At 32.8% G+C, this 26,351-nt stretch carries 24 protein-coding genes; 5 read left to right on the top strand and 19 right to left on the bottom strand.

Features of this window, described 5'->3' with window-relative positions; all coding sequences use genetic code 11:
- Positions 1–85 precede the first annotated feature (85 nt).
- Positions 86–1,402: a TldD/PmbA family protein gene (locus ABWH96_RS11610; RefSeq protein ID WP_375577695.1), complete on the bottom strand. Its 1,317-nt coding sequence runs from the start codon at positions 1,400–1,402 to the stop codon at positions 86–88.
- Positions 1,403–1,471: 69 nt separating this feature from the next.
- Positions 1,472–3,112: a TldD/PmbA family protein gene (locus ABWH96_RS11605; protein WP_375577694.1), complete on the bottom strand. Its 1,641-nt coding sequence runs from the start codon at positions 3,110–3,112 to the stop codon at positions 1,472–1,474.
- Positions 3,113–3,228: 116 nt separating this feature from the next.
- Between ABWH96_RS11605 and dinB the strand changes: the two genes are divergently transcribed.
- Entirely contained in the window at positions 3,229–4,308 is a 1,080-nt protein-coding gene (gene dinB / locus ABWH96_RS11600; protein ID WP_375577693.1) for a DNA polymerase IV, read from the top strand.
- Positions 4,309–4,317: 9 nt separating this feature from the next.
- Here dinB and msrA read toward each other — a convergent pair whose 3' ends face one another.
- The 6 genes from msrA to ABWH96_RS11570 all read right to left on the bottom strand — a co-directional run bounded on the left by msrA (position 4,318) and on the right by ABWH96_RS11570 (position 11,257).
- Positions 4,318–4,866, bottom strand: coding sequence for a peptide-methionine (S)-S-oxide reductase MsrA (gene msrA, locus ABWH96_RS11595; protein ID WP_375577692.1), 549 nt, complete (start codon positions 4,864–4,866; stop codon positions 4,318–4,320).
- 91 nt (positions 4,867–4,957) lie between these two features.
- Entirely contained in the window at positions 4,958–6,115 is a 1,158-nt protein-coding gene (locus tag ABWH96_RS11590) for a tetratricopeptide repeat protein (RefSeq protein WP_375577691.1), read from the bottom strand.
- 54 nt (positions 6,116–6,169) lie between these two features.
- Positions 6,170–8,695: a DNA gyrase subunit A gene (gene gyrA / locus ABWH96_RS11585; protein ID WP_375577690.1), complete on the bottom strand. Its 2,526-nt coding sequence runs from the start codon at positions 8,693–8,695 to the stop codon at positions 6,170–6,172.
- 75 nt (positions 8,696–8,770) lie between these two features.
- The gene (locus ABWH96_RS11580) at positions 8,771–9,841 is read right to left on the bottom strand and encodes a hypothetical protein (RefSeq protein ID WP_375577689.1); all 1,071 of its coding nucleotides are present in this window, start codon (positions 9,839–9,841) and stop codon (positions 8,771–8,773) included.
- A gap of 59 nt (positions 9,842–9,900) precedes the next feature.
- Entirely contained in the window at positions 9,901–10,497 is a 597-nt protein-coding gene (locus ABWH96_RS11575) for a hypothetical protein (RefSeq protein ID WP_375577688.1), read from the bottom strand.
- Positions 10,498–10,588: 91 nt separating this feature from the next.
- Complete coding sequence (locus ABWH96_RS11570; RefSeq protein WP_375577687.1) at positions 10,589–11,257, bottom strand: hypothetical protein; 669 nt, start codon at positions 11,255–11,257, stop codon at positions 10,589–10,591.
- A 158-nt stretch (positions 11,258–11,415) separates the two neighbouring features.
- Here ABWH96_RS11570 and ABWH96_RS11565 point away from each other — a divergent pair, with 158 nt between their 5' ends.
- Complete coding sequence (locus tag ABWH96_RS11565; RefSeq protein WP_375577686.1) at positions 11,416–12,579, top strand: iron-containing alcohol dehydrogenase; 1,164 nt, start codon at positions 11,416–11,418, stop codon at positions 12,577–12,579.
- 25 nt (positions 12,580–12,604) lie between these two features.
- Here the strand turns inward: ABWH96_RS11565 and ABWH96_RS11560 are convergent, their stop codons facing one another.
- Positions 12,605–13,558: a hypothetical protein gene (locus ABWH96_RS11560; protein ID WP_375577685.1), complete on the bottom strand. Its 954-nt coding sequence runs from the start codon at positions 13,556–13,558 to the stop codon at positions 12,605–12,607.
- Between the two features lie 277 nt (positions 13,559–13,835).
- On the opposite strand from ABWH96_RS11560, the gene ABWH96_RS11555 reads away from it, so the two are divergent.
- A complete protein-coding gene (locus ABWH96_RS11555) occupies positions 13,836–14,606 on the top strand; it encodes a CDP-alcohol phosphatidyltransferase family protein (protein WP_375577684.1) in 771 nt (256 codons plus the stop codon).
- Between the two features lie 23 nt (positions 14,607–14,629).
- On the opposite strand, the gene ABWH96_RS11550 is transcribed toward ABWH96_RS11555, so the two are convergent.
- The 9 genes from ABWH96_RS11550 to ABWH96_RS11510 form a co-directional block, all read right to left on the bottom strand.
- Positions 14,630–15,532 (bottom strand): YihY/virulence factor BrkB family protein, encoded by a 903-nt coding sequence (locus ABWH96_RS11550; RefSeq protein WP_375577683.1) that lies wholly within the window; start codon positions 15,530–15,532, stop codon positions 14,630–14,632.
- A gap of 89 nt (positions 15,533–15,621) precedes the next feature.
- On the bottom strand, positions 15,622–16,014 hold the full coding sequence (locus tag ABWH96_RS11545) for a hypothetical protein (RefSeq protein ID WP_375577682.1): 393 nt from the start codon (positions 16,012–16,014) through the stop codon (positions 15,622–15,624).
- Positions 16,015–16,176: 162 nt separating this feature from the next.
- Positions 16,177–16,521 carry a 50S ribosomal protein L20 gene (gene rplT / locus ABWH96_RS11540; RefSeq protein ID WP_296619575.1) on the bottom strand — a complete coding sequence of 115 codons (345 nt, stop codon included), beginning with the start codon at positions 16,519–16,521 and terminating at the stop codon, positions 16,177–16,179.
- A gap of 107 nt (positions 16,522–16,628) precedes the next feature.
- Positions 16,629–16,823: a 50S ribosomal protein L35 gene (rpmI, locus tag ABWH96_RS11535; protein ID WP_085515541.1), complete on the bottom strand. Its 195-nt coding sequence runs from the start codon at positions 16,821–16,823 to the stop codon at positions 16,629–16,631.
- 25 nt (positions 16,824–16,848) lie between these two features.
- Positions 16,849–17,397, bottom strand: coding sequence for a translation initiation factor IF-3 (gene infC / locus ABWH96_RS11530; protein ID WP_085515540.1), 549 nt, complete (start codon positions 17,395–17,397; stop codon positions 16,849–16,851).
- Positions 17,398–17,494: 97 nt separating this feature from the next.
- Positions 17,495–19,459 carry a threonine--tRNA ligase gene (thrS, locus tag ABWH96_RS11525; protein ID WP_375577681.1) on the bottom strand — a complete coding sequence of 655 codons (1,965 nt, stop codon included), beginning with the start codon at positions 19,457–19,459 and terminating at the stop codon, positions 17,495–17,497.
- 113 nt (positions 19,460–19,572) lie between these two features.
- Positions 19,573–21,312 carry a hypothetical protein gene (locus ABWH96_RS11520; protein ID WP_375577680.1) on the bottom strand — a complete coding sequence of 580 codons (1,740 nt, stop codon included), beginning with the start codon at positions 21,310–21,312 and terminating at the stop codon, positions 19,573–19,575.
- A 49-nt stretch (positions 21,313–21,361) separates the two neighbouring features.
- Positions 21,362–21,868, bottom strand: coding sequence for a phosphoribosyltransferase family protein (locus ABWH96_RS11515; RefSeq protein WP_375577679.1), 507 nt, complete (start codon positions 21,866–21,868; stop codon positions 21,362–21,364).
- Between the two features lie 5 nt (positions 21,869–21,873).
- A complete protein-coding gene (locus tag ABWH96_RS11510) occupies positions 21,874–22,353 on the bottom strand; it encodes an Lrp/AsnC family transcriptional regulator (RefSeq protein WP_375577678.1) in 480 nt (159 codons plus the stop codon).
- A gap of 210 nt (positions 22,354–22,563) precedes the next feature.
- Here ABWH96_RS11510 and ABWH96_RS11505 point away from each other — a divergent pair, with 210 nt between their 5' ends.
- On the top strand, positions 22,564–23,673 hold the full coding sequence (locus ABWH96_RS11505; RefSeq protein WP_375577677.1) for an AMP-binding protein: 1,110 nt from the start codon (positions 22,564–22,566) through the stop codon (positions 23,671–23,673).
- Positions 23,674–23,678: 5 nt separating this feature from the next.
- Positions 23,679–24,644 carry an alpha/beta fold hydrolase gene (locus ABWH96_RS11500; protein ID WP_375577676.1) on the top strand — a complete coding sequence of 322 codons (966 nt, stop codon included), beginning with the start codon at positions 23,679–23,681 and terminating at the stop codon, positions 24,642–24,644.
- A gap of 414 nt (positions 24,645–25,058) precedes the next feature.
- Here ABWH96_RS11500 and ABWH96_RS11495 read toward each other — a convergent pair whose 3' ends face one another.
- Entirely contained in the window at positions 25,059–26,327 is a 1,269-nt protein-coding gene (locus ABWH96_RS11495) for an NAD(P)/FAD-dependent oxidoreductase (RefSeq protein WP_375577675.1), read from the bottom strand.
- Between the last annotated feature and the right edge of the window lie 24 nt (positions 26,328–26,351).

Genomic DNA, 26,351 nt, shown 5'->3' with positions numbered 1-26,351 from the left:
TTTAATAGAGTCCAAAGGATAAATAAAAATGCAAAAAAAAAGCTTTGAAATTATCAAAGCTTTAACTTGAAATAATATTTAAATATTAGACTGCATCTGACAAACTCGTAAATGTAAAGTCACGGATTTTCATTACTGGAATTAAGTTCCCATTTATCCTTTGCTGTTGTCCTAATTCCTCCAAATTATTTAACATAATTATGGGGCTTTCATTAAAACGCATATTCTTAATAGGATGCTTTATTTTTCCATTTTCAATATAAAAAGTACCGTCACGAGTTAAACCCGTATAAAGCAAAGTCTGTGGATCTACTGCTCTAATATACCATAGACGCGTAACCAGTATCCCTCTCTTAGTACTTTTAATTAACTCTTCAGTAGTGGCATCTCCTCCTACCATAATGCCGTTCGCAGGTTCAGGAACAGGTTCAACTCCCTGTTTCTGTGCCCAATATCTTCCATAGGACATGTTTTTCACCACTCCATTTTCAATCCAACTTGTTCGTTCTCTTGCTAAGCCATCTCCTGACCATCCATTGGCTGGAACTAATTCGTTGAAAGGATCAGAATAAATATTAACTCTCTCATCGACTATCTTTTCACCAATTTTAGTACCACCGCCTTTTTTGGATAGAAAACTTCTTCCCTCATCCGCTTGACGTGCGCCCATATTATAAAGCATATTGCCTAAAAGCTGTGCTCCTGCTGCAGGCTCTAAGATAACCGTATATTTTCCAGGTTCAATTGCTTTAGCTTCACGACTTTTGATAGCTTTTTCCAGTGCAATGGATGAAGCTTCTTCAGCATTAAACTGATTTACATCGTTATAATCTCTAGTAACCCAACCAGACCCAGTACCATCATTCGTTCTCATGGTCACGGTAAATTCCAATTCGGATTCTTGTGAATAAGCGAATAGTCCTTTGGAATTCATTATACTTGAGAAGCCTGTTGAGTCCTCCAGATATCCCGCAGCAGTAACATCCTTATTCTTTGCAGGGCCAATGCTATTTTTAGCAACCTCAGCTCTATATTCTGGACTAATATCTGCAGTACTCTGAAAGTAGGTTTTTGATTCCTTATATTCTTGTGGCCCTAAAGGCTCCATAAATTCAGGATTCTCAGGAGCTAATTTAGCTAACTCTTCTGCTCTATTTACTACCTTTTTTAATGATTCATCATCGAATTCATTAATGGTAGATGACGCTGATTTTTTTCCGAAATTTGCAGTAACACCTAAGCTAATGTCATCATTAAAGCCACTGGTGGAAACTGAATTTCTAGCATAACGAATATTGCCCCTTCCACTACCCGAAAGGCTTGCTTCCAAGCTATCAGCGGTAGAAAAGCTGATTACTTTTTCTAATATTTGCTTTGCTTCTTCTTTTGATAATATTGCCATTTTTAATGATTTTAGATTTTAGACTAATAGATTTCAGACCTTTTATAGTCGAAAACCATTGAATTAGAATTAAATATTCCTTGCAGTATTGATAACATTAACTCCATCGAAACGAGTAGTAGCACTACCATGAGAAACTGCACTGATTTGTGATGGCTGTCCCTTTCCGTCAAAGAAAGAGCCGAAAGTTTTATAATCCCTTTCATCACAAATTTTTGAGCATGAATTCCAAAACTCCTGAGTATTGGATTGATATGCCACATCATTCACAGGTCCTTTAATTTTGCCGTTTTCAATTTCGAAAAATAAAGTACCACCAAATTGGAAATTATAACGTTGCTGGTCTATTGAGTATGAACCTCTACCCACTATATAAATTCCTTTTTCTACATCCTTAATCATATCATCTGGACTATATTGTTCTTTTCCAGGTTCTAATGATACATTTGGCATTCTTTGGAATTGAACATCGTTCCAGCTTTGAGAATAGCAACATCCGTGAGACTCATCCTCATTAATGATGTGAGCTTGGTCTCTAATAGCTTGATAATTCACTAAAACTCCATCTTTTATTAAATCCCATCGTTTGGTCTTAACACCTTCATCATCATATCCTACAGCGCCTAATGATCCTTGCTGTGTTTTATCAGCAAATACATTTACAATATCACTTCCGTATTTGAAGTCTTTGCTTTTCCATTTATCTAAGGTAGCAAAACTAGTTCCAGCATAATTTGCCTCATATCCTAAAACTCTATCTAATTCAGTTGCATGACCAATACTTTCATGTATGGTTAAGCCTAAGTGATTTGGATCTAATACTAAGTCATATTTGCCCGCTTTAATAGAATCTGCTTTTAGCATCTCTCTGGTTTGTTTTCCAGCTAAACCTGCATCTTCTATCATATCATATCGGTCGAAATAGTGCATAGTGCCTCCTGGCCCTTCTTTTTTGCTGGAAGCTCTTGGATCCATATATTCAAATCCCATTCCCATAGGAGAACTTAGTGCTTGTCTGGATTTATATTTTCCACTATCAGGATCAATAGCAGTTACGTTAAAGTTTGGCCATATTCTATGAACATCTTGATCAATATAAGAACCTTCAGTGCTGGCAAAATATTTTTGCTCATTGATCATGAACAATGCGCTGTTTACATAATTAGCTCCATTATTGATAGCTTCAGCATTTGCTGATAAAAGCAAATCAACTTTTTCTTTCAGTGGAACTGCTACAGCATTTTTTTCAAGTGGTGTTTTCCAACTAACTTCACCATAAGACTGTACCGGAGCTAATTGAACTGGCTCTGTTTGAATTTTACCATTTGCTTTTGCAATGGCGGTTGCGGTTTCAGCAGCTTTTTGAATTCCTGCATCGCTAACATCTAAAGTTGAAGCAAAACCCCAGGTGCCATTTGCTATTACCCTTACACCTACTCCAAAAGATTCAGTATTAACTGCATTTTGAAGTTTATCTTCTCTAGTGAAAATATATTGATTGAGGTATCTACCGATTCGGACATCAGCATATGTTGCTCCGTTAGCTTTAGCTGCATTTAAGCCAACATCAGCTAATCTTTTTTTCTCTAAGACATCTATTGGGTTTTCTAGAAGTCTGTCCATATCGACCGCATTTCCTATTAAAGGCACGGTTAATAATGCACCTCCTACTCCCATTCCTGCTAGTTGTAAAAACTCTCTTCTCTTCATTTGGTTATTATTAAAAATGAATTGATTTATTTTATGAGAAATAATATCCGTTTTATTTCATTATTTAGCTAACACAAAAGGATAAACGGCACTAGAAAACTTTAAGCGGACAAGCTTTGGAAAAGGAAAGAGAACGTAAAATAATTCATGTGGATATGGATGCTTTTTATGCATCAGTTGAGCAAATGGATTTCCCTGAGCTAAAAGGAAAACCTCTTGCCGTAGGCGGAAACAGGCAAAGAGGCGTTGTGGCTGCAGCAAGTTACGAAGCGAGGAAGTTTGGGGTTCATTCTGCAATGCCTTCCAAAATAGCTGCTTCAAAGTGTAAGGATTTGATTTTTGTAAAGCCTCGCTTTGAAAGGTACAGAGAATTGAGTCATCAGATTCGAGAAATTTTCTTTAGATATACTGACTTAGTAGAGCCGCTTTCCTTAGATGAGGCCTATTTAGATGTTACAGAGAATAAAATGGGAATTTCAACGGCTACTGATATTGCCTTGGAAATCAAAAAAGCAATTAAAGATGAAATTGGCTTAACTGCTTCTGCTGGTGTATCCATTAATAAATTTTTAGCTAAAATAGCTTCTGATTACCGAAAACCAGATGGCATTTTCATCATTAAACCTCATCAGGTAGTTCCTTTTATTGAAGAACTGCCAATTGAAAAATTCTTTGGCGTTGGTAAGAAGACCGCTGAAAAGATGCATTCCTTAAACATCAATACTGGAGCTGAATTACGAGAAAAAAGTATAAAAGAATTAGTAAAACATTTTGGCAAACAGGGACGCTACTTCTATTCCGTTAGTCGCGGTGAAGATTTTAGAAAAGTAAACCCTAACAGAATTAGAAAATCTGTAGGGGCTGAAAATACTTTTAACGAAAGTTTGAAAACAAAATCTGAAATTTGGGATGCTCTACAACCCATTGCAGAAAAGTGTTGGAAAAGATATAAACAAAGTGATGCAAATGCACATACCATCACTTTGAAAGTTAAATTTGATGATTTTAAGCAAATTACAAGAAGCAAAACCTTTGAAGAAGCTATTGAATCAGCTAATCTTTTTGATCAAGGTTTAAAAAGCCTGATGGAATCCTTTGAACTATCTCAATCTGTTAGATTGGTAGGTTGTTCACTGTCAAATTTTGAAATTGAAGAAAAAATTGGAGAGGATGGCCAGTTGACTATAGGGTTTTAACAGAACAAATCACTTTAAATCGTCAGCAAATAATCTCTTGATTTTATCAATTTTGGGTTTAATAACAAAAGTACAATATGGCATTCCTTCATTTCTGTTATAAAAATCTTGATGAACTTCTTCAGCAGGGTAAAAAGCTTCGAATCCTTTTATTTCAGTTACAATAGGATCATCAAATATCCCAGAATCATTTAATTGTTCCTTCATTTCATTGGCTATTTGCAGCTGTTCATCACTATGCGTCAAAATGATAGATCTATAATGCTCACCAACATCAGCTCCCTGTCTGTTTAAAGTGGTAGGATCATGAACTTGCCAGAATATCTCCAATAATTGTTTATATGAAATTACTTCAGGGTTAAATGAAATCTGGGCTACTTCTGCATGACCTGTTCTACCTTGAACAACCTCTCTGTAGGCTGGGTTTTTAATGTGACCGCCTGCAAAGCCAGACTCAACACTTTCAACTCCTTTTAGCTTTCTAAGTACAGCATCAATACACCAAAAACATCCCGCTCCAAAAGTAGCTTTTTCAATATTTATATTTTCACTCTTCATACTATCTAACTATTATTTTAAAAAAATTAAGCACAAAAAAAGGCTATCTGTTTAGATAACCTTTTTTTGAAAAATATGTTACTTGAGTTTTTTAATCGTTAGATTCAGCATCACTCTTGTCTGCACCCAATTCTTGAGCTTTCTTCATCATTTCTTGAGATTTCTCTTTCTCTCCCAATTGTGCATAAACCGTTTGAAGCGTTTCAATCACAGCTAACTCCTCTGGAGCTATTTCTAAAGCTTTTTCAAAATAAGGCTTAGATTTTTTAAGATATACTATTGCTTCTTCTTCTATTTTTTTACCTTCTTTTTTATAAGTTTGCAAGTCCATATCTCTAGCCTTGGCTAGTAAATCTGCCGCTTTGTTGTAGTAATAAACTGCATAGTTGAAATTAGCATCTAAATATTCCGGATCAATCTCAATAGCTTTTAGATAAGCTTTTTCAGCCTTCTCAGGCTCCTCTAATTGCTCATATAAATAGCCTAGATTGAAATAGAGATTGGCGTTTTCTGGATCTTTCTCAATAGCATCATTAATCCTATCCTTAGCTACGTCAACCTGGCCTGAATTAATTAATAAATTAATTTCTTGCTTTTCAAAAGTATCATTATCAGGAAACTTTTCTTTTGCCATTCTAGTAACCTCTAATGCTTTTTCTATATCTTCATTAGCATATCTTTCAATAGAAATAATACTTCCATAGATATCTTCAGAATAATAATCAAGATCAAGTAATCTGTAGTAATACTTCAATGCGTCTTGATTATTCTTTAGTTGCTGAGAGGCAACACCAGCATATAAAGTTGCGGTTGTATCATCTGGAATAACCATTAAAGCCTTTTCAAATGCAATTACTGCATCTTCAAATTTTTGTGCAGAGTAAGCTTCAGAACCTTCATTTATATAACCGCCCCATAATTCTTGAACTTTTAAGTCAGTCAGCATGAAATATTTATCACCCTCATCAACCATCTCAAATACTTTATCATAGCTTTCAGAAGCTTTTTTAACCATTTCCTCAGAATACCCTTCTTCATTCAGGATTGCTTGATAAATTGTTCCTCTGGTGTACCAAGTTTTTGGATCATCCATGGTCTTTTCATGCTCAACAGCCTCATTGATAAGCTCTTTTGCTTCTTTTAAATCGCCATTTTCTAAAGCTCTTTCTGCTTTACGAACATTAGAATTCTGCGCAAACGCTTGCCCTATTACTAAGAAAAAGGCGAAAAATAATGCAAGTCTTTTCATTTTTATCATATTTTGTTTAAACAATTATTAACCTATTATACTAATTTCACTTAATTATGATTCATTTTCGTTGTTTTCCTCAGGTTTTTCCGGGTTTTCAACATTTTCTTCTTCATCAACCTCATCTATTTCATCAATTTTCTCAACTTTCTCTACTGAAGAAATACTATCATTCTCATTAACTTTTATCAACCTTACACCTTGAGTAGCTCTTCCCATTACTCGAAGACTTTCTACTGCCATCCTTATGGTTATACCTGATTTATTGATAATCATCAAGTCATCTGAATCGATTACTTCTTTAATAGCTACTAATTCACCAGTTTTTTCGGTTACATTCAATGTTTTAACCCCTTTACCACCTCTTTTAGTAATTCTATAATCCTCTATGTCAGAACGCTTTCCGTAACCTTTCTCAGAAACAACCAATAAATTGGCATTTTCTCTGGTAATGGCTACCATTTCAACGACTATATCCTTTTCATCTTTTAAGGTAATACCTCTAACACCAGCTGCTGTTCTACCCATTGGCCTCACATTGCTTTCATGGAATCGAATAGCTCTACCTGATCTTGCCGCAATGATAATGTTATTATCTCCGTTAGTTAATTTAACATTCAATAATCTATCCCCTTCATTAATGGAGATGGCATTGATACCATTAGCTCTTGGTCTTGAATAGGCTTCTAAAGTAGTTTTCTTAATGGTACCTTTTTGCGTACACATCACTAAGAAATTATTGTTGATATAATCCGCATCATCTAGATTTTCAACATTAATAACAGCCCTTACAGAATCTTCTGATTCAATATTGATCAAGTTCTGGATCGCTCTACCTTTTGAAGTTTTGGAGCCTTCCGGTAATCTGTAAACTTTAATCCAATATACTTTACCTAATTCAGTGAAGATTAATAAGTAATTATGCGTCTTGGCTACAAATAGTAATTCTGTAAAGTCATCGTCTTTACTTCCAGCACCTTTAGAACCAACTCCACCCCTGCCTTGGGTTTTATATTCATTTAATAAAGTCCTTTTAATATATCCTTGATGAGAAAGTGTAATTACTACATCTTCATTAGGAATCATATCTTCATCAGTGAATTCTTCAGCACTATGGATGATTTCAGTTCTTCTTTCATCACCATACCTGTCCTGGATTTCCTGCATTTCATCCTTGATGATCTTCATTCTCAGCTCTTCATCAGCTAAAATAGATTCTAAATACTCAATGAGCTTTTTAATCTCTTCATATTCTGAAATAATTTTCTCTCTTTCAAGTCCAGTCAATCGCTGAAGTCTCATATCCAAAATAGCTTTCGCTTGAATTTCAGATAATTTAAATTTCTCCATTAATCCATTTCTGGCAATTTCAGGATCTCTAGATTCACGAATTAACTTAATTACTTCATCAAGATTATCTAAGGCAATTAAATAACCTTCCAAGATATGAGCTCTTTTTTGAGCTTCTTCTAATTCATACTTCGTTCTTCTGACAATAACATCATGTCTGTGATTGACATAATGTTTAATCATATCCTTTAAATTCAGTGTTTCAGGTCTACCTTTTACAAGGGCTACATTGTTTACACTAAATGAAGTTTGAAGTTGTGTATGTTTGTAAAGGTTATTTAAGACTACATTTGGAATTGCATCTTTACGAATTTCATATACGATTCTTAAGCCATTTCTATCTGACTCATCTCTTATGTCAGAAATACCCTCAATTTTCTTTTCATTTACAAAAGCCGCAGTCTTTTCAATCATATTGGCTTTATTAACCAAATATGGAATTTCAGTTACGATAATTCTCTCCCTACCTGATTTCAGAACCTCAATTTCGGCTTTTGCACGCATTACTATTCTACCTCTACCGGTTTCAAAAGCTGCTTTCACACCTTGATATCCATATATAGCGGCACCTGTAGGAAAATCAGGAGCAGTTATGTGCTCCATTAATTCTGCTACTGTAATATCATTATTGTCGATATAAGCTTTGATACCATTTACCACCTCCGTTAAATTATGAGGAGCCATATTGGTGGCCATACCAACTGCAATACCTGAAGCACCATTCAATAATAAATTAGGCACTTTAGCAGGTAACACTGTTGGTTCTTTTAATGAATCATCGAAGTTAAACTGAAAATCAACCGTATTTTTGTTGATATCAGTCAACATCTCTTCGGCAATTCTTTTCAATCTGGCTTCAGTATATCGCATAGCTGCGGGAGAATCACCATCCACAGAACCGAAATTACCTTGACCATCTACCATTTGATAGCGAAGTGACCATGGCTGAGCCATCCGCACCATGGAATCATATACTGCTGAATCACCATGCGGGTGATACTTACCCAGTACCTCACCAACAATTCTGGCTGATTTTTTATAGGGTCTATTGTGAGCAAGACCCAATTCTTGCATTCCAAAAAGTATTCTTCTGTGTACGGGTTTTAAGCCATCCCTAACGTCAGGCAAAGCCCTAGAAACTATAACCGACATTGAATAATCAATGTAGGCGCCTCTCATTTCATCCTCTATATTAATTGGGATGATTTTCTCATTTTCTCCTTCAGCCATAGATTTGTTTACTATCTAAAAATAAATAAAGTGCAATTTAAAGAATTTTATTAAGCGGTGACAAAAATAATCATTTCATTTACGTTTTAAAAACGGAAATGCTTCTCTTTTTTCATTAAGATTGTAAGGATCATTCTCACCAACTTTCGGGTTTTGCCACTTATAAATGGGTTGCCCTCTATATTTTTTGTCTACATGACGATGTTCTTTTTGTGCCTCGCAATTACTAATTGGACATTTCTTAAAAAGCGGGAAACTTACTCTTACTCCAACTTGAAATTGTAAATTCCACATATTAGTCTTTATGGATTGACCCGTAGGCATTAAAGTATTGATTGATTTCAAATCTACAGAAGGGCGCAAAACCAATCGGAAATATTCTGAAAAATTCTTTTCTATAGGCAAGCTTACATTCCAATAGTTACTTGTTGAAACACTTTCTCCTGGAAAGGCACTTTCGGAAATACGAAAGCTACCATACTCAATATCAGCAAAATAAGAAAAATCCCAAAAATCATAATAGCGGACTCCAGCCGTTAGATAATACTTTCGAGTGAAAAATCTTGAAAAATCAGATTCATAATTTGCAATAAAATTTGGGAAGCCTTTTAATTTTAAATTTGCTTTAGAATTGATCTCAAAAGTGGCCCCAGCTCCCAATCTGTACCTATCATAATTGAAATGAATTTTTAAATGAATAGGAATTGCATTCCCACCTCCTACTAACCTTTTTTCAAGGCTATCAATTACATAACTTCTATTTTGATCTGATTCATTTAAATTATTTTGATACATAATTGCTGAATTTGTATCCAGCGTATCTGTTACGAATGGTTTATTAAGCCAATTTCCAATTCCAACTGTATTAGCCATAGAGTCTTCCGCAAGTAAATACAGTCTTGAGTCATTACTATAAATTTGATAATCATCAAGATTTTGCCTGTATCGGGTAGATCCATAGCCTATTGCAACCTCAGCGGAAAAATGATTTGCTATTTTACGGAAAAAATTAGCATCAATATCCTTATCATTTGGAGGAGGCCCCCAAGGATTAAATACCTGTCCCATTGAAGGCATGCTAGCAAAACAGCCCAAAAATAGAATGATGTAGAATGATGATTTTATATTAAATTGGCTTCTCCCCAACGATTGATCATTTTAGTAGCACAAAAATACAAAAATTATGCTAAAGCGAGTTAAAACATTTATTTAACCTCAAAAGCTTCAATAAATTCGTTAAATAAATTTAAATCAGACAAGCCAGTTTTTTCTCCTATGGATTTGATTTTTTCAAATTCAATATTTCTTATTTTCCCAGGACTCAAGATATCTTCTTCCCTTTCCAAAAATAAAGATGAAATAAATCGAACCAAAATATAAGGCGCTTCCATTATTCTAATTTGATAAGGAACGGCTGTATTATTGGCTTTCCCTAATGTTTCTTCTTCAAAAAGTATATGAAAAATACTCTTAATTGATTTGTAAAATTCATCTTCCCATTGATCAAATTTCTTAATTAAGAATTTCATACAATCCGCTACTGGATCTTTTGATAAGAAGAAACCACCTTTTGATAATTTTCTCGCTTTCTTTTGCAATGACATTTCTTCTCTAAAACTAATATTATTGTTAGCCATTGCCTTCCCCACTACAGGACTTAATAAAATCAAGGATAAGAAATCATGGTTACTGATTTCAAAATAGGGAGCTTCTTTTTCAAGAAATTCTTTTTTAAGATTTTCTACTATTTTATCAATCTCCTCATTGTCAATGATTACGGCTATTTCTGCTTCAGTGAACATATTATTGATTCAGTTTATGAAAGGAAAAATACATTAAAAAATTGCAGAATACAATTTTAATAGATGTAGCATCAAAAAATTTAGATGGATATTACAAAAACGGTTGTTGAGCTATTTGATTTTGAGATTTAAACCTACTTTTTGTCTTATCATATTCCGATTTTGCTAAGTATTCAAAAGACCATTTCCTACTAAAGGTGTTTTCAGAATTCACAGCATATCTATATTCTAAAGATGTTATTTTATTTAGCTCATCGTTCCACATCAATACCAGTTGATCGGGTTTTTGCTTTAAATCAAAGGTCAATTTTATATCTTCTTCACTTACCTTCTGTTGCTTAATTTTAACTGAATCTGCTTCAATTTCAAACAATAATTCAGGGTTAATTAGAATAGGGCTATGTAAACTATCAATAATTAAATCAGCATCATTTAAACTAAATTTATTGCTTGATAAATCATAAATCCAATCGCTTTTCAAATATATGGAATGCAAATAGTTTGGCAGTTGGTTTTCCTCTAGCCCAAAATATGCAGATGAAATTCCACTGTCTGAATTTCTATTTAATGCAACAAAACCGTAAATGCTTGGATTATGAGATTCAACTCCGGGTTTATTGATAGTATATTCCACATTGTAATAAAAATGCCTCTGCTCTGATAAGGACTTATAAATTTCAGATAGATGGTTTTGTTTTTCAGGTTCTGAGCAGGAAATACCCGCAATAAGAAGGGAAATAAAAATTAAGGATTTATTCATGCTTATTTATATAAATTATTTCAGAACATTGACATTATACTTTTTCAATACTCCATTTAAATAGATTTAATAGTTTAAATATAAACATTTGTTATTTATCAAAAAATTAAAAACCCTTCATCTACTATGGCGTTTAGTTTTTGAAACAAAAATTAACTATGAAATCATTTGAATTTAAGAATCCTACAAAAATTATATTTGGAGAAGGTGAAATTAAAAAGCTAACGGATAATATTCCTGCTGGAAGCCATATTCTATTGGCTTATGGTGGCGGAAGCATCAAAAAAAATGGTATTTACGACCAAGTTATCGCAGCCAGCAAAGATTTTAAAGTAACTGAATTTTCTGGTATTGAACCTAATCCGCATTTTGAAACATTGATGAAAGCGGTGAAAATCATAAGAGATGAAAAAATTGATTTCATTTTAGCAGTGGGTGGAGGATCAGTAATTGATGGTTGTAAATTTCTTTCTGCTGCTGCCTTTTATGATGGAGACGAATGGGATTTGGTAGCCAAAGGATTATCTAGAAAGCAAGAAAGAGTATTGCCATTTGGAACGGTTTTGACTCTTCCGGCTACTGGTTCAGAAATGAATTCGGGTGCTGTAGTAACCAAAGCTTCCACTCAAGAAAAAAGAACATTCGGTGAACCTCAATACTTTCCAGTATTTTCTATTTGTGACCCTACTGTTATTCAATCTCTTCCTAAAAGACAAATCGCAAATGGAGTTGTAGATGCTTATACACATACTTTAGAGCAATATTTAACTTATCAGCATGATGCGTTATTGCAGGACAGAATTGCGGAAGGTATATTACAAACATTAATAGAGATTGGGCCTAAGGTGATGGAAGACCCTTCTGATTATAAAGCGGCTTCCAATTTTATGTGGTCAGCTACAATGGCTTTAAATGGTATTCTACGGTTAGGGGTTCCAACAGATTGGGCAACCCATATGATTGCACATGAGTTAACTGCATTACATGGAATTGACCATGCTAGAACGCTTGCCATTATTGCGCCAAATCTCTACAGAAAGCTTTTTGATGACAAAAAGGATAAACTTGTTCAATATGGTAAAAGAGTTTGGGGATTAACAGGCGAATCTGACACGGAGATTGCAGAGAAAGCCATAGAAATGACCGTTTCCTTTTTCCAGTCTTTAGGAATTGATACTAAATTATCTGAATATACCTCTGAACATCATAATACAGCTCAAACAGTCTTTGATAGATTTAAGGAGCGTAAATGGTTAGGTTTAGGTGAAAAACAAAAGGTAGGCCCGGAATTGGCAAAAGAAATAGTAGAAATGAGCATATAAGCTATTATGAAAGAAACTGAACATTTTAAGCCTTTTGAATTTTATACTTTAATTTTTCAAATTGTGAATGTTCGGTTTCTACTTCTTTCACTTTGTCATTAATAGTTTGATCAGTTTCCAATTTTAACCGAATTTCTTTTATAGTTATATCCAAAATTTTCACTTCATCCTTAACCTTATTAATTATCTCCTCTTTCTCCCTTAGTTCATCTGCGTAATCCAAAAGATTACATAACCCCAGCATTGTAGCAACTGGAGCTCTTAATTGATGGCCATTTATGAACGTATACTCAGCCAATTTTTCATTTTTAAGCTGTAATTCATTGGTCCGCTCCATCACTTTATCTTCTAAATGGTTATTTAATGATTTCAATGATTCATTTAAGGCTTGTAATTCTTCAGATTGTGTTATAATCTCTTTTTGTTGATTTATGACCTTTTGGTTTATTATCTGCACATTTTTAGAGAATCTATAACTAATATATGCAATTGAGATAAAATGAATGAAAGCATAAATTAAACTCAAATGAAGCATTACATCTGGTATATTGGTTTCATATTGAAAACCGTAGATTGGCAAAGTGAATAAGTAACCAATAGGTATAAATAATATTCTATAAAATTTATGAAATCCTCTTGAGGCAATATAGTTACTAATCAAACCTAAAATGAAGATAAAACTAGGGATATAAAGCAATTGTATTAGGCCTACAAACCAGCCCACCACAAAGAAATCGATCATATTTTGTCTGATTCCAATCCCTTTATCGTTATTATGTCGGACATAATAAAAAAAAACGAAATAAGGTAAAATTGCAGCAATTAAAAATGAAACATAATGCCATATGTCCAAAGGAATATTATAAAGATCTAAGAATATAATAAGATATATAGCATTAAATAGATAAGCAGCATATCGAAATAATAAGGAAGCTCTTCCAAAAAAGTCTCCTTTTTGCCAATAGTATTTAATGTTCAATAATTGCACATTCCAAAGTAAAGACCTAAAGCTAATTCACCAATTAAAATTTGTATTATTTTAGTATATGCATGATATATCCATAAATGATGAAAATTTTTAAAGCGTTCGAGTAGTATTTTTAAGATATAATCAGGATAAATTCTTTTAAAAAGGTACTTCTTTTGAACAAATAATAAAATGAGGAAGTTATTAAGCGATAATTAACTATTAATTATCAGATAACATTTTATTAACCAGCCATTCTACTTAATTTGAATAGCATCATATATAATAAATGCCCAAAATAGATAAAGAACAAAGATTCTTTGATTTTTCAGATTATGGAAGAGGTCCAGCTATTGCCCTTAGCAATTTAATAAAAGGAACCTCCATCACTCCTATTCAAGTAACCATTGCATTTGGAATGATAGGATTAATATCTGCCTACTTCATTCTAAATGAATATTATTTATTAGCTGGATTTGGCTTGATTTTAAAGTCAATAGTTGATGCTATGGATGGGGAATTGGCTAGAATTAAAGAGAGACCCTCCTATTCAGGTAGATATTTGGACTCCATTTTTGATAGTATATTAAATCTGATTTTTATCTTAGTGATCAGCTATAAAAGTTCTAGTCCTTTTTGGCTAGGGATCATTTGTTTTCTTTTCATACAGCTTCAAGGCACTCTTTACAATTATTATTATGTGATTTTAAGGCATAATTCCATTGGTGGAGATACTACCAGTAAAATTTTTGAAATGAAACCTCCAATGGCTTTTCCGATTGAAAGTCAAAGAACAGTAAATATTCTATTTAAAGTATTCCAAATTCTATATTTCCCATTCGATTGGATCATCTATAAATTTGATACTAAAGCCTATAAAATACGCCAATTTCCTAATTGGTTTATGACTATGATATCAATTTATGGATTAGGATTTCAGTTGATGTTAATAGCTATAATGCTTTCTTTAGGATTGATAAACTATATTATTCCTTTTTTTATTACCTACTCCACTTTAATTCTTATTTTCATAGGCGTTAGAAAGATATTTATTAAATAAAGCTTTAAATCGTATTTACCGATTCAATTTAATTCTTTAGTAGAGCTTCTATTTTTCTCTTTCTTGATGGTAGTAACAGGTTGATTTATTAAGTCCGCATAATTTTTAATAAACATTGCAACAAAATAAAAAATAAAAGAAACATAGAAGATAAAAAGCATAACCAAAACAATACTACTGGAAGCACCAAAAATGCCTTTAATATTACTATTTACTAAAATTTGCTCAATCAAAAGTTGCCCTATCTTAAATAAAATGGCTGACATTATACCACCTACTATGGCAGGCCGCCACGGTAATTTGGCATTAGGAAGTATTTTAAATAATAACGTAAACCAGGCAGAAAAAGTGACCAATGAAAAAGCTATACTAATAATTCTAACTATGTAAGATCTTATATTGGGTAGAATTTGGTTTATCTGATCTCCTATAAAGGCTAGCACAAGATCGGAAAGAATTGCCACTAAAATAATTACTCCACCAATAGAAACAAGTGCAATTGCAATAAGTCTTCCTTTTAAATGGGAGGTGAATTTTTGGTTACTTTTAGAAGGGACATCCCAAACCTGGTTAATATTTAACTGAACCAAAAAAAATAGATTGGTTCCAATAAACAATAGGAATAGAAAGACTAAAATAGAAGTAAGTAAATCATCAGGTAACTCCTGGAAATTTCTAAAAATTTGCTTTATCTCTTCTGTACCTGAATTTCCTAGGATATTACTTATTTGGCTAAAAATTTCATCGTTTAAAAATTCTGGTTTAATAAATAGACTTAAAGTATTTATTAAAATTACTAGAATTGGGGGTATGGCAAATAAACTAAAAAATGCAGTTGAAGAAGCTAGTTGCAAAGGATTTTTATCTTTAAGATCTTTTACAGATTTGGGTACTAATTTTAAAATTGCTACTAGCTGTTTTTTCATTTCCGATTAATTGCGCTCTACTTCAAGATTTAATAAATAAAAAAACCAGAGCATTAACTGCTCTGGTTCATATTATTATATGACTAAAATTAGTCTAATTCATTTTCTATTTTCTCTCCTAAAGCTTCTATTTCATTTTTCACGTCATCATAAGCATTTTTAACATCCTTTTTAACGTTTACCCAAGTATCTTCAGTTGAATCTTCAATCTTACTTAAATTTCGTTCTAGTTTACTTTGAGCTTCTTTCAAGTCCTTTTCTAAATCTGAATCAGCCTCAGCTTTTTCAATGCGCTTTTCAAGTTTATCGATTTCCGATTTCAACTTAGCCTCCCATTCACTTTTCTTTTTGCCAAAGTCTTGTTTTACTTCTTCTGTTCTTTCGCTTGCGGTAGTTTCTTCTTTTTCCTTTTTGTCAGATTGACACGCAATAGCTGTCGAAAATATAACTGCTATTGCTAATGTTTTAATTCCTAGTTTCATAATTAAAAATGTTAGTTTATTCCTTAAAAAATGGTCTCAATTACTAACGAACAAGACTAGGAAGGGTTATAATTGCTTCTTTCGAAGTCAATTCAACTTTAACACAAAAAAAGCCTCACTGCATAAAGCAATGAGGCTTGTATAATATTGATTCAAAGTATTTTATTTAACTGAATCGATCACGCTTTTGAAAGCTTCTGGATGATTCATAGCTAAATCAGCTAATACTTTTCTGTTTAATTCTATTCCTTTTTTGTTTACAGCTCCCATAAATTGAGAATAAGACATTCCATGTTCTCTGGCACCTGCATTAATTCTTTGAATCCACAATTTTCTGAATTCTCTTTTCTTTTGTTTCCTATCTCTGTAGGCGTACAACCAACCTTTTTCAACAGCATTCTTTGCTACTGTCCAAACGTTTTTCTTTCTACCCCAGTAGCCTTTCGCATACTTAAGGATTTTTTTTCTTCTAGCTCTTGAAGCTACATGATTTACTGATCTTGGCATAAATTTTAATTTTTTGGAAATTGGTGACCAACACTAAAGTTGATTCTTGACATTACCATATATCCCGGTTAAACATTGAACCTTCGTTCATTTAATTGTGCGAAATATTAAAGATTAAGCATGTCTTTCACTCTACCCATATCAGACTTATGAACAAGTCCCATATCAGTTAAGCGTCTTTTCTGCTTCGTTTCTTTTTTGGTTAAAATATGACTTTTAAAAGCGTGCTTTCTTTTGATTTTGCCGCTTCCAGTCAATTTAAACCTTTTTTTCGCGCCTGATTTTGTTTTTACTTTAGGCATTTATCTATTTATTTAAATTGGTTACTTATTTTCCTTGTTTAGGAGTTATGAAAAGTGTCATTCTTTTACCTTCTAACTTAGGCATTTGTTCAACTTTTCCTAAATCTTCCAGCTCAGAAGCAAAACGCAATAATAAAAGTTCTCCTCTGTCTTTAAAAACTATCGTTCTTCCCACAAAATGAACATAAGCTTTAACTTTTGCGCCATCCGTTAAGAATTTTTTAGCATGATTTAGTTTAAATTCGAAATCATGATCATCGGTATTCGGACCAAACCTTATTTCCTTAATAACAGTTTTTTGTGCTTTGGCTTTTATCTCCTTTTGCTTTTTCTTCTGTTCGTATTTAAATTTTGAATAATCTATTATCTTACAAACAGGCGGATCAGCTTTTGGAGAAATCTCAACCAAATCAAGGTTCTGCTCTTCAGCCATTCTGAGGGCTTCACCTATGGTATAGACGTCAACTTTTACATTTTCACCAACTACACGAACCTCTCTAGCTCTTATTTTACTATTTACCTTGTAGGGTTCTTCCTCCCTACCTCTAGGTCTGTAGCTGCCTTTTTTTCGCATTTTACTAATATTAACCTCCTTTTTTTAGTTTACAGTGTGCAAATATCGTTATAAATATTGGATTACAAAATTACAATCCAAAATCTAATGAGCAATATTATTTATTTTCTATACTATCTAACACTTTTTGATTGAAAAATGATTTGAAATCTTCCAAACTCATACTTCCAACATCCCCTTCTCCATGTTTACGAATCGAAACTTTACCTTCAGCTGCTTCCTGTTCGCCAACAATAAGCATATAAGGTATTTTCTTAACTTCAGCATCGCGAATCTTTCTTCCTATTTTTTCATCTCTATGATCGATAAATCCAGTGATATCATTAGACTCAAGCTCAGTATAAACTTTATTCGCATAGTCAGCATATTTCTCGGAAATAGGTAAAACAGCCACTTGCTCAGGAGATAACCACAATGGGAAATTACCAGCACAGTGCTCTATTAAAACCGCCACAAACCTTTCCATACTTCCAAAAGGTGCTCTATGAATCATTACGGGTCTGTGCTTGCTGTTATCCGCTCCCACATATTCTAATTTAAATCGCTCAGGAAGAGTATAATCTACTTGAATTGTACCTAATTGCCAACTTCTGCCTAAGGCATCCTTCACCATAAAATCAAGTTTAGGGCCATAAAAGGCTGCTTCTCCTAATTCTATCACTGTTTTCAGACCTTTCTCTTCAGCCGCTTCAATAATAGATTTTTCTGCCTTATCCCACAACTCATCAGAACCAATATACTTCTCCTTGTTTTCAGGATCTCTTAAGGATACTTGCGTTACGAAATCCTCAAATCCTAAGGAATTAAAAACGAATAACACAAGATCAATAACCTTTACAAATTCTTCTTTTACCTGATCAGGTCGACAGAAGATATGTGCATCATCTTGGGTGAAACTTCTCACACGCGTTAAGCCATGTAATTCACCACTTTGTTCATATCTATAAACTGTCCCAAACTCAGCCAAACGCAAAGGAAGATCCTTATAACTTCTTGGTTTGGTTTTATAAATCTCACAATGATGAGGACAGTTCATTGGCTTTAGCAAATATTCCTCATCACTTTTTGAGTCATCATCAGAAGGTGCCGCAATGGGCTGGAAAGAATCCTTTCCATATTTTTCATAATGACCAGAAGTGATGTATAATTCTTTATTACCAATATGCGGAGTAATAACCGGCTGATATCCTGCTTTTACTTGTGCTTTCTTTAAGAAATTCTCCAAACGATCTCTCAACATAGTTCCTTTAGGTAACCATAAAGGTAATCCTAATCCCACTTTTTCAGAAAAGGCAAATAACTCCATTTCCTTTCCTAGTTTTCTATGATCACGTTTTTTAGCTTCTTCTAAGAGCTCTAAGTATTCTTTTAACTCTTTTTGCTTAGGAAAAGTAATTCCATATATTCTGGTTAACTGCTTTCGCTTTTCATCACCTCTCCAATAAGCTCCAGCAATATTTAAAAGCTTTACCGCTTTAATATAACCAGTGTGCGGAATATGTGGCCCTCTACACAAATCAGTGAAATTTCCTTGTTGATAGAAGGTAATTTCTCCGTCATTTAAACCATCAATTAATTCTAACTTATATTCATCTCCCTTTTTCTGATAATAGTCAAGGGCATCTTGTTTAGATACTTCGGATCGTTGAAACTCATTTTTCTGACGAGCCAACTCAAGCATTTTCTGCTCTATTTTTTCTAACTCCTCCCCTTGTAGTTCTTTTTCCCCAAAATCAACATCATAATAAAAACCATTGGATATAGGAGGTCCAATACCAAATTTGATACCTGGGTAAAGCTCTTCTAAAGCTTCTGCCAATAAGTGGGCAGAAGAATGCCAGAAGGTATTTTGTCCTTCAGGATCATTCCATGTGAGTAATTGGATATGTGCATCATCATTAATTGGCCGGGTTGTATCCCAAACTTGTCCATTTACTTTTGTTGATAACACATTTCTAGCCAGGCCTTCACTTATGCTCATGGCAATATCGTGACCAGTTACTCCCTTATCAAATTCTTTTACACTGCCATCAGGCAAAGTAATTTTAATTTTATTACTCATATTATGTTGTAATTCTTACTTAAAATATTGTGTTCATGCATGGAAATGAATCCTAATTGCAAATATGCAATTTTTGATTCAATATGCGTAAAAGGAATGAAGGTAAAATATATTTAATCACCTATTTTTTCACCTTGTGAGTTTAAAGTACTTAATACTTTACCATTTTGGTCATATAAAAAGAAAATTCCAGCCTCAACTTTTGCGTCTCCTAAAGTACTATTGCTTTGATATTCAAACTTCCATAACTCTTGTAAATTAAGGGATAAATATTCAGCTCTATGTTGCTTCGTATCATCCAGTTCTGAATCAAAATTTATTAGAAGGTTATCATTTAACAACATCATATTACTAATAGATAAAGTACTATCCCGATATAATTTGAAGTTATTTATTTTCATGTCAAAGGTAGCGGAAGCTACAAATGGCGTTTTATCAAAAAGTCCTCCAATTAAAAGCATTGAATCTAACTCAATGGTTTTGATCACATACTTTTTACTATCATTTGTAGCAGCAATTAAGGGAGTTAAAAAGATTGAATCCTTTTCATGATTAAAAAACTGAATCTGATTAGCCATAAAATCACTTCTTTTTGAAACTGAATCAAGTTTTTGTTCAAGGATAGTTTTTTCAGTTTTTATATAAGATTCGATTGATGGTTGAAACTTATCTAAAAAGAGTTTAAAATCCAGGATTATTCTTTCATTAATATTTTCTTCAATGAATTCTATAAGCTCAAGTTGTGAGGCTAAGCTTTCCTTATAATCCTGTACTAAATTAGCTCTTTGATAAATATTAGTAGAATCTTTTAGAACTGGATAAATAGATTGGTTTACCAAAATTACTGATTGACTTTTACGTTTTTTATATTTTAAAAGATTTAGGATTACTTCACTTTTATCAAATGTATTTAATCCATTCTTCAACTCTTCAGAGATCATTATTTTTTTAATACTTGAAGAATCAGTTGCATTTTTGTTTTTTGAAATTGCTTCTGTTAGCTCAGCATCAGTTTTATATAGTAATTCTTTTAGAGGATTTACTTCAATTTCAATTTTTTGCTTCAAATCGGTTAAATATTTAGCATAGTCCTGTACTGTGATGGTAAAATCAGAAAAATCAGATTTTATAGGTTTTAGGCCTTCCCAATTGGTAATATCAACAATCTTCAACTCTGGATTGTAAGCTGGATGATTCAACGATTTCAATTCATCCACAAACTGATTGTAGGTTTCAATGAATTCCGAATAGGCAACTTCAACCTCTTGTAAAGCTTTTAAATTATCTGAATTGGATCTTAAAAGAAATGAAGATTCATCTGGATAGGATTGATAAAATTCTCTGGAAGTTTTTGTTAACTGATCATAAGCTTTAACAGAATTTTCTTTCAGCTCATATAAACTTGAAACTGTTTCTTTTTTCTTTGTAACAGTCTTGATTTTAGTTTCATAATCTAAATGAATATCCGACTTTTTAATTCCAAACTTGCCAGTTCTGAGGTCTCTACGATTGTAGGCTGCATAATATTCATCATTTTTTCTTACCTCACGATCATCAACCAACTCAATTGCTCTTTTGTATGCACTAATAGCCCTATTGGCCATTGAATCATACTTTTCAGTAGTTGGAAAAACTTCAATTGAATCTAGTTTAGAAACGATAATCTCACCTAAATAGAAATAGGCATTAGCTTCATTATCGTTATCCTCTAAAAATTTTAAAAGTTGAGGTTCGGCTGTTTTATAATCTTTACTTTGAAGAATTGGAAAAAGATTTTTATATCTGATTCTTTGAGCCTCTGCAGAAGTTACAAAGTACATTAAAAAGAAAAACGTAATTATAAAAATCCTCATTTGTTGATTTTAATTAAACATTTAGCATCGTAATCTAAACAAATTTAAATCATTCCAGATAAACTCCAAAACCTTCATCTGACCAATTAAAATTAATATGCTCTTGTATAGTCGTAGCAATTTCTATTCCTGTGTAATTAGCTGCTATGGGGAAAGAGCGATGTGCTCTATTCACCAGAAATGCAGTCTCAATTTTCTTAAGGTTCATTTCCATTAATGGTCTTAATGCATAAAAAACAGTTTTACCCGAATTCAATACATCATCAACCAATAAAACAACTGATTTTTCTGAATTCTGAACCTTATCACTGAGAACAACTTTAGAATCAGCTGGAGATGATTTATTAATTTCAACTGATAGAAAGTTAGGTTTTAGATCACTTATCAATTTTAATTCTTCGCTAATTTTTTTAGCTAAAATAGCCCCACCTCCATTTATTCCAAGAATATACAAGTTTTCTTCCTGGTAGTTGTTCTCTAAAATTTGAAAAGCTATCCGTTTTATCTTACTTTGGATAGCTTCTCTGTCTAAAATTTGATTGCTCCTATTAAGCATAAAATTTATTTATTTTCAGGTATCGGCATTTTCTTGCTGTCCTTAAAAGTAGATAAAATCACCATGGATTGCATACTATCTACTACTTCAATTTCACTTACTTTCTCAAGCATTAATTTCTGGTAAGATGGTATGTCTTTAGCAATCACCTTCAAAATAAAATCACTAGAACCTGTCACGTGATTACATTCAATAATTTCATCTACATCATCAATAGCTTCAATAAATTTATCAATATTTGATTTATTATGACCTTTTAAAGAAACCATTACATAGGTACTAACTCCTAAATTAATTTTTTCATTGTCAAGCTTAGCATGATAACTTTTGATGATACCAGCGTTCTCTAGTTTCTTAACTCGCTCTAAGGTTGGTGCAGGTGATAATCCAATATCTTTCGATAATTGTGCATTGGTAATTCTGCCGTCTACTTGCAGTATATCCAATATTTTTTTGTCAATTTTATCCAGTTTGAAAGGTAACATTTTAATTTTTTCGTGTTTTCAATTAGAATGTAAAATTAGTATATATTATTGACTTCACAGCCAAAACACTGCATTTTCACCAAATTTATTTTTGCTATTTAGTGAAAAGTATTGCATAAATATTGAATTATTAATATTGAACTTCCCTAATTACAATAATGATTCAATTAAGTATTAATTTCAACTTTTAAATTTGATTTGAAATAATTCATGACAGAGTCGAGATTTCAAAATAATTGGATTCATTTTGAGGGTACAAAATATACAATTAAGGATTTTATTGATAAACATCAATTCAGTTCAGAAGAATCGATTCGAACGATTGTGAATTTCATAAAAGATTGGCAGTCAGCTACTAGTTATATTTTACAAAAAACTTCAGGTTCAACTGGAAAGCCTAAAACAATTAAAATATCCAAAAGCCAAATTAAAGCCAGTGCTTTGGCGACTTTAGAAACATTGGATTTAAAAGTAGGAGAAAATGCTTTATTATGCATTAATCCAGAATATATAGGCGGAAAAATGATGATTGCACGATCTTTAATTGGTGAATTAAATTTAAGCATAGCCCCTATAATTGGAAACCCATTGAAGGATTATCCTACTCATGAAACCATAGATTTCTTTTCTTTTGTGCCCTATCAATTTGAAAAGATTTTGGAAGAAAGCCCAAGCAAAATTCCATTTCTAAATAATGCTAAAGCTATTATTTTAGGTGGTGCACCCGTTTCTGAAAGTTTGGCCGAAAGAATAAAAAAGAATTTCAATATAACTAAGGTTTACAGTACTTATGGCATGACAGAAACCGTATCTCATGTGGCATTGAAACTGATTAATTCCGATGAAAATGAAGCTTTTAAAGCTTTAAAAAACATTAGGTTCTCAACAGATGAAAGAAATTGCTTAATAATCCATGCTCCTGAAATTAGCGGTCAAAATCAGCTCATAACCAATGATGTGGTCAATTTAATATCTTCAACCGAATTCCATTGGTTGGGAAGATATGATTACGTCATTAATTCAGGCGGAATTAAACTTCATCCTGAGATTTTAGAGAAAGAAATTGAGGTTATATTTGAGAAAAACCATATCGATAAACAGTTTTTCGTTTTCGGTTTGCCAGATGAAAAATTAGGAGAAAGTTTAAACTTACTGGTAGAAGGAAGTATAGATAATGGCCAATTGCAAAAATTGTTTAAAGAGAATTTACCTGCTTTTCATGCCCCGAAAAAGATATTCTCAATTAAGCAATTTACAAAAACAGAAAGTGGGAAAATTAACAGATTGAGAACTATTGAAAAAATTGGAAAACTTAAATAAGCATTATGAAAAAATTCTTTAAGATTTTGGGAATTGGATTAGTCAGCTTAATTGGAATTCTGTTAATCATACTTTTAAGTTTTTATAAATCAGATATCCCTGCGAGTGAAAATAATGAAAGATACTTCACTGAAGAGTCCCAGTTTATCAAAATCGACAGCAATAAAATCCATATCCGAAAAATGGGTGAAGGTTCACCTGTTTTATTAATTCATGGTAGCTTTTCATCTTTACACACCTGGGAGATATGGCAAGAGAAATTGAGTGAAGACTTCACCACTATTGCTGTTGATTTACCAGGACATGGGTTAACTGGTCCAAATCCACAAGAAAAATATGACACAGATTTTAATGCTAGTCTTTTATGGAAATTGATGCAAAAATTGGGTTATGATACTATTGCAGTAGCAGGTAATTCAATGGGAGGACAGGTTGCCTACAAGATGGCACTTCAAAAGCCTGATCAAATTAAAAAATTAATTTTGATTAACTCTTCAGGAGCAAGTCTAAAGGCAGATACTGCAAAGTTTAAGGACCAAAATGCTTTTTCAGTATTTTCATTAATCAATCACCCCTTATTTTCTAAGTTAATGACCAGTATTACCCCTAAATTCTTATTTGAGATGAGTTTAGAGCAGGTTTATTATGATGAATCAAAAATTACAGCGGAAAAAATTCAAATGTATTATGATTTAATGCTTCACCAAGGAAACAGAGAAGCTACATTGAAAAGATTTAAGCAAAAAGCTCCATCGCAATTTGAGGAGCTAAAAACCATCTCCTCTCCCAGCCTGATCATATGGGGAGAACATGACAGTTGGATTCCAGTTTCGCATGCTCATCGTTTTGATAGTATTTTACCCAATAGTAAGCTCATAATTTATGATAACGCTGGGCATGTTCCTATGGAAGAAATTCCTATAAAAACTGCAAAAGATGCTGTGGAGTTTTTGAAAGCAACAGAAAATTAATCCAATAGCAAAATACTCGTACCTCCCTCATTGTGGTGTTTTCACCACAACTTTCTTATAATTCTAACTGATACATTTCAAATATTTTAGGTGAAAACACCTAAAAACGGGAGGTTGAATTATTCTCGATTCCTAGAGAAATCATTAATTAGGGTCTGTTTAAAAAGTCTCAAGTGCCTCATATACAATCGGGCTAAGTGAAGGAGTATTGTAATACTTCGAGCTTTAGCCCGAGAAGTAGATGAGGTGCTTGAGGCTAGAGCACTAGAAAATCAAATTTTGATTTTCTAGTGCATACAATTTGGTGATTTACCATAAAAAGGCCTTCACCTACTGAAAAACTATTACTCAATCATCACTAACAAAATAGGTTTAAAGTTCAATTTTATTCGATATTCTGTTTTTAAGCAAGCCTTAATTACGGAACCCCTTCCCCTTTAAATCTTCAAAAACTGCATGAGCAGCATATCTACCAGAAGCCATAGCTGCATTTATAGAACCATTTAATAAATAGTCACCAGCTAGGTAAATTCCATCCTGAATTTTTGATTGTGAAGGCTTCATTTTATTTTGAAAATCATTGATTTGTGGAAGCGCTTTATCAATGTAATAAGTCTTTAGATGGTCTATTGTGGCTTTTTCTAATTGAGGAAAAACTTGAAGAAGTTCTTTAAGAATACGCTGCTTCAATTGTTTATCATTCTCCTCATAGTTTTGAGTGACTGAGACGGATAACAAATAGCTTCCCAAAGGTGCATATTTAGATGAAGTATTATTCATTACGGTGATGTTATTAATTAACAATTCTTCATCCGGTACAAGAGCAATCAAAGCTTTACCTATCGGATCAATATCAGAGGTAAAGTATAAGTTTGTAACAAATTGGTCTTCAGCAAACTGACCTGCTAATTGCGGCAATAATTCATCAGGTTTAGTCGCTATGATGATTACATCTGCTTTCAATTCATCTCCATTATCTAAAGTAAGATTTTTCAAACCAACTTTATCCACTCTATGATTAAATAAAATCTCAGTTTGAGCTAAATTACTAGCTAAATTTTCCGGTATTTGTTTCATTCCATTTTCAGGAACTGCTGCAAAACCTTCACCAAACATTTTAAAAACAAATTCCAACATGCGGGAAGATGTATTTAACTCATTCTCCAGGAAGATCCCTCCAAAAAATGGTTTGAAAAACTGTTGTATAATTGTTTCGCTAAAACCTTTTCTTCTTAGGAAATCCAAGGATGACATTTCTGATTTTTTAAATATATCATCAATTGATAACTTCTTTAATTCTCTATTCCATTGAAATATTTTTAATTTATCTCCAAAACTACCTACAGGTGAAAATAACATAGCAAAGATAGAGGAAGGTTGTCTTAGAGGATCTGAAATGCCATAACTTCCTTTTTCAGAATCAATTATTAATGCTCCAGGAGAAAATTTTCTAAGATTTAATTTATCATAGTCTAGATAATGACTAGCTTCAGGATATGCGGTTAACAAAACTTGAAATCCATGATCCAATAAATGACCCTTAACTTTATCTGTTTTTACACGACCTCCAATGCTATCAGACCCTTCCAATATAGTAGGTTTGAATCCAGCTTTTTCTAATTCTATTGCAGCCGTCAAGCCAGCTATTCCAGCTCCAATTATGATAATTTTTTCGTTTTGCATGAACCTTCCTGTAGTGCTATTCTG

The sequence above is a fragment of the Marivirga tractuosa genome, from assembly GCF_042140215.1.
In the GTDB taxonomy this organism is placed as follows: domain Bacteria; phylum Bacteroidota; class Bacteroidia; order Cytophagales; family Cyclobacteriaceae; genus Marivirga; species Marivirga tractuosa_A.
This window is presented reverse-complemented; position numbering and strand designations above follow the sequence as displayed.

Coding starts and splice junctions, on each gene's coding strand:
- ABWH96_RS11545 (WP_375577682.1), bottom strand. CDS start 16,014: ATGAAACTAGGAATTAAAACATTAGCAATAGCAGTTATATTTTCGACA.
- ABWH96_RS11500 (WP_375577676.1), top strand. CDS start 23,679: ATGAAAAAATTCTTTAAGATTTTGGGAATTGGATTAGTCAGCTTAATT.
- ABWH96_RS11575 (WP_375577688.1), bottom strand. CDS start 10,497: ATGTTCACTGAAGCAGAAATAGCCGTAATCATTGACAATGAGGAGATT.
- thrS (WP_375577681.1), bottom strand. CDS start 19,459: ATGAGTAATAAAATTAAAATTACTTTGCCTGATGGCAGTGTAAAAGAA.
- ABWH96_RS11555 (WP_375577684.1), top strand. CDS start 13,836: ATGCCCAAAATAGATAAAGAACAAAGATTCTTTGATTTTTCAGATTAT.
- msrA (WP_375577692.1), bottom strand. CDS start 4,866: ATGAAGAGTGAAAATATAAATATTGAAAAAGCTACTTTTGGAGCGGGA.
- ABWH96_RS11510 (WP_375577678.1), bottom strand. CDS start 22,353: ATGTTACCTTTCAAACTGGATAAAATTGACAAAAAAATATTGGATATA.
- ABWH96_RS11565 (WP_375577686.1), top strand. CDS start 11,416: ATGAAATCATTTGAATTTAAGAATCCTACAAAAATTATATTTGGAGAA.
- ABWH96_RS11515 (WP_375577679.1), bottom strand. CDS start 21,868: ATGCTTAATAGGAGCAATCAAATTTTAGACAGAGAAGCTATCCAAAGT.
- rplT (WP_296619575.1), bottom strand. CDS start 16,521: ATGCCAAGATCAGTAAATCATGTAGCTTCAAGAGCTAGAAGAAAAAAA.
- ABWH96_RS11550 (WP_375577683.1), bottom strand. CDS start 15,532: ATGAAAAAACAGCTAGTAGCAATTTTAAAATTAGTACCCAAATCTGTA.
- ABWH96_RS11505 (WP_375577677.1), top strand. CDS start 22,564: ATGACAGAGTCGAGATTTCAAAATAATTGGATTCATTTTGAGGGTACA.
- ABWH96_RS11495 (WP_375577675.1), bottom strand. CDS start 26,327: ATGCAAAACGAAAAAATTATCATAATTGGAGCTGGAATAGCTGGCTTG.
- ABWH96_RS11590 (WP_375577691.1), bottom strand. CDS start 6,115: ATGAAAAGACTTGCATTATTTTTCGCCTTTTTCTTAGTAATAGGGCAA.
- gyrA (WP_375577690.1), bottom strand. CDS start 8,695: ATGGCTGAAGGAGAAAATGAGAAAATCATCCCAATTAATATAGAGGAT.
- ABWH96_RS11610 (WP_375577695.1), bottom strand. CDS start 1,402: ATGGCAATATTATCAAAAGAAGAAGCAAAGCAAATATTAGAAAAAGTA.
- ABWH96_RS11605 (WP_375577694.1), bottom strand. CDS start 3,112: ATGAAGAGAAGAGAGTTTTTACAACTAGCAGGAATGGGAGTAGGAGGT.
- ABWH96_RS11520 (WP_375577680.1), bottom strand. CDS start 21,312: ATGAGGATTTTTATAATTACGTTTTTCTTTTTAATGTACTTTGTAACT.
- rpmI (WP_085515541.1), bottom strand. CDS start 16,823: ATGCCTAAAGTAAAAACAAAATCAGGCGCGAAAAAAAGGTTTAAATTG.
- ABWH96_RS11570 (WP_375577687.1), bottom strand. CDS start 11,257: ATGAATAAATCCTTAATTTTTATTTCCCTTCTTATTGCGGGTATTTCC.
- infC (WP_085515540.1), bottom strand. CDS start 17,397: ATGCGAAAAAAAGGCAGCTACAGACCTAGAGGTAGGGAGGAAGAACCC.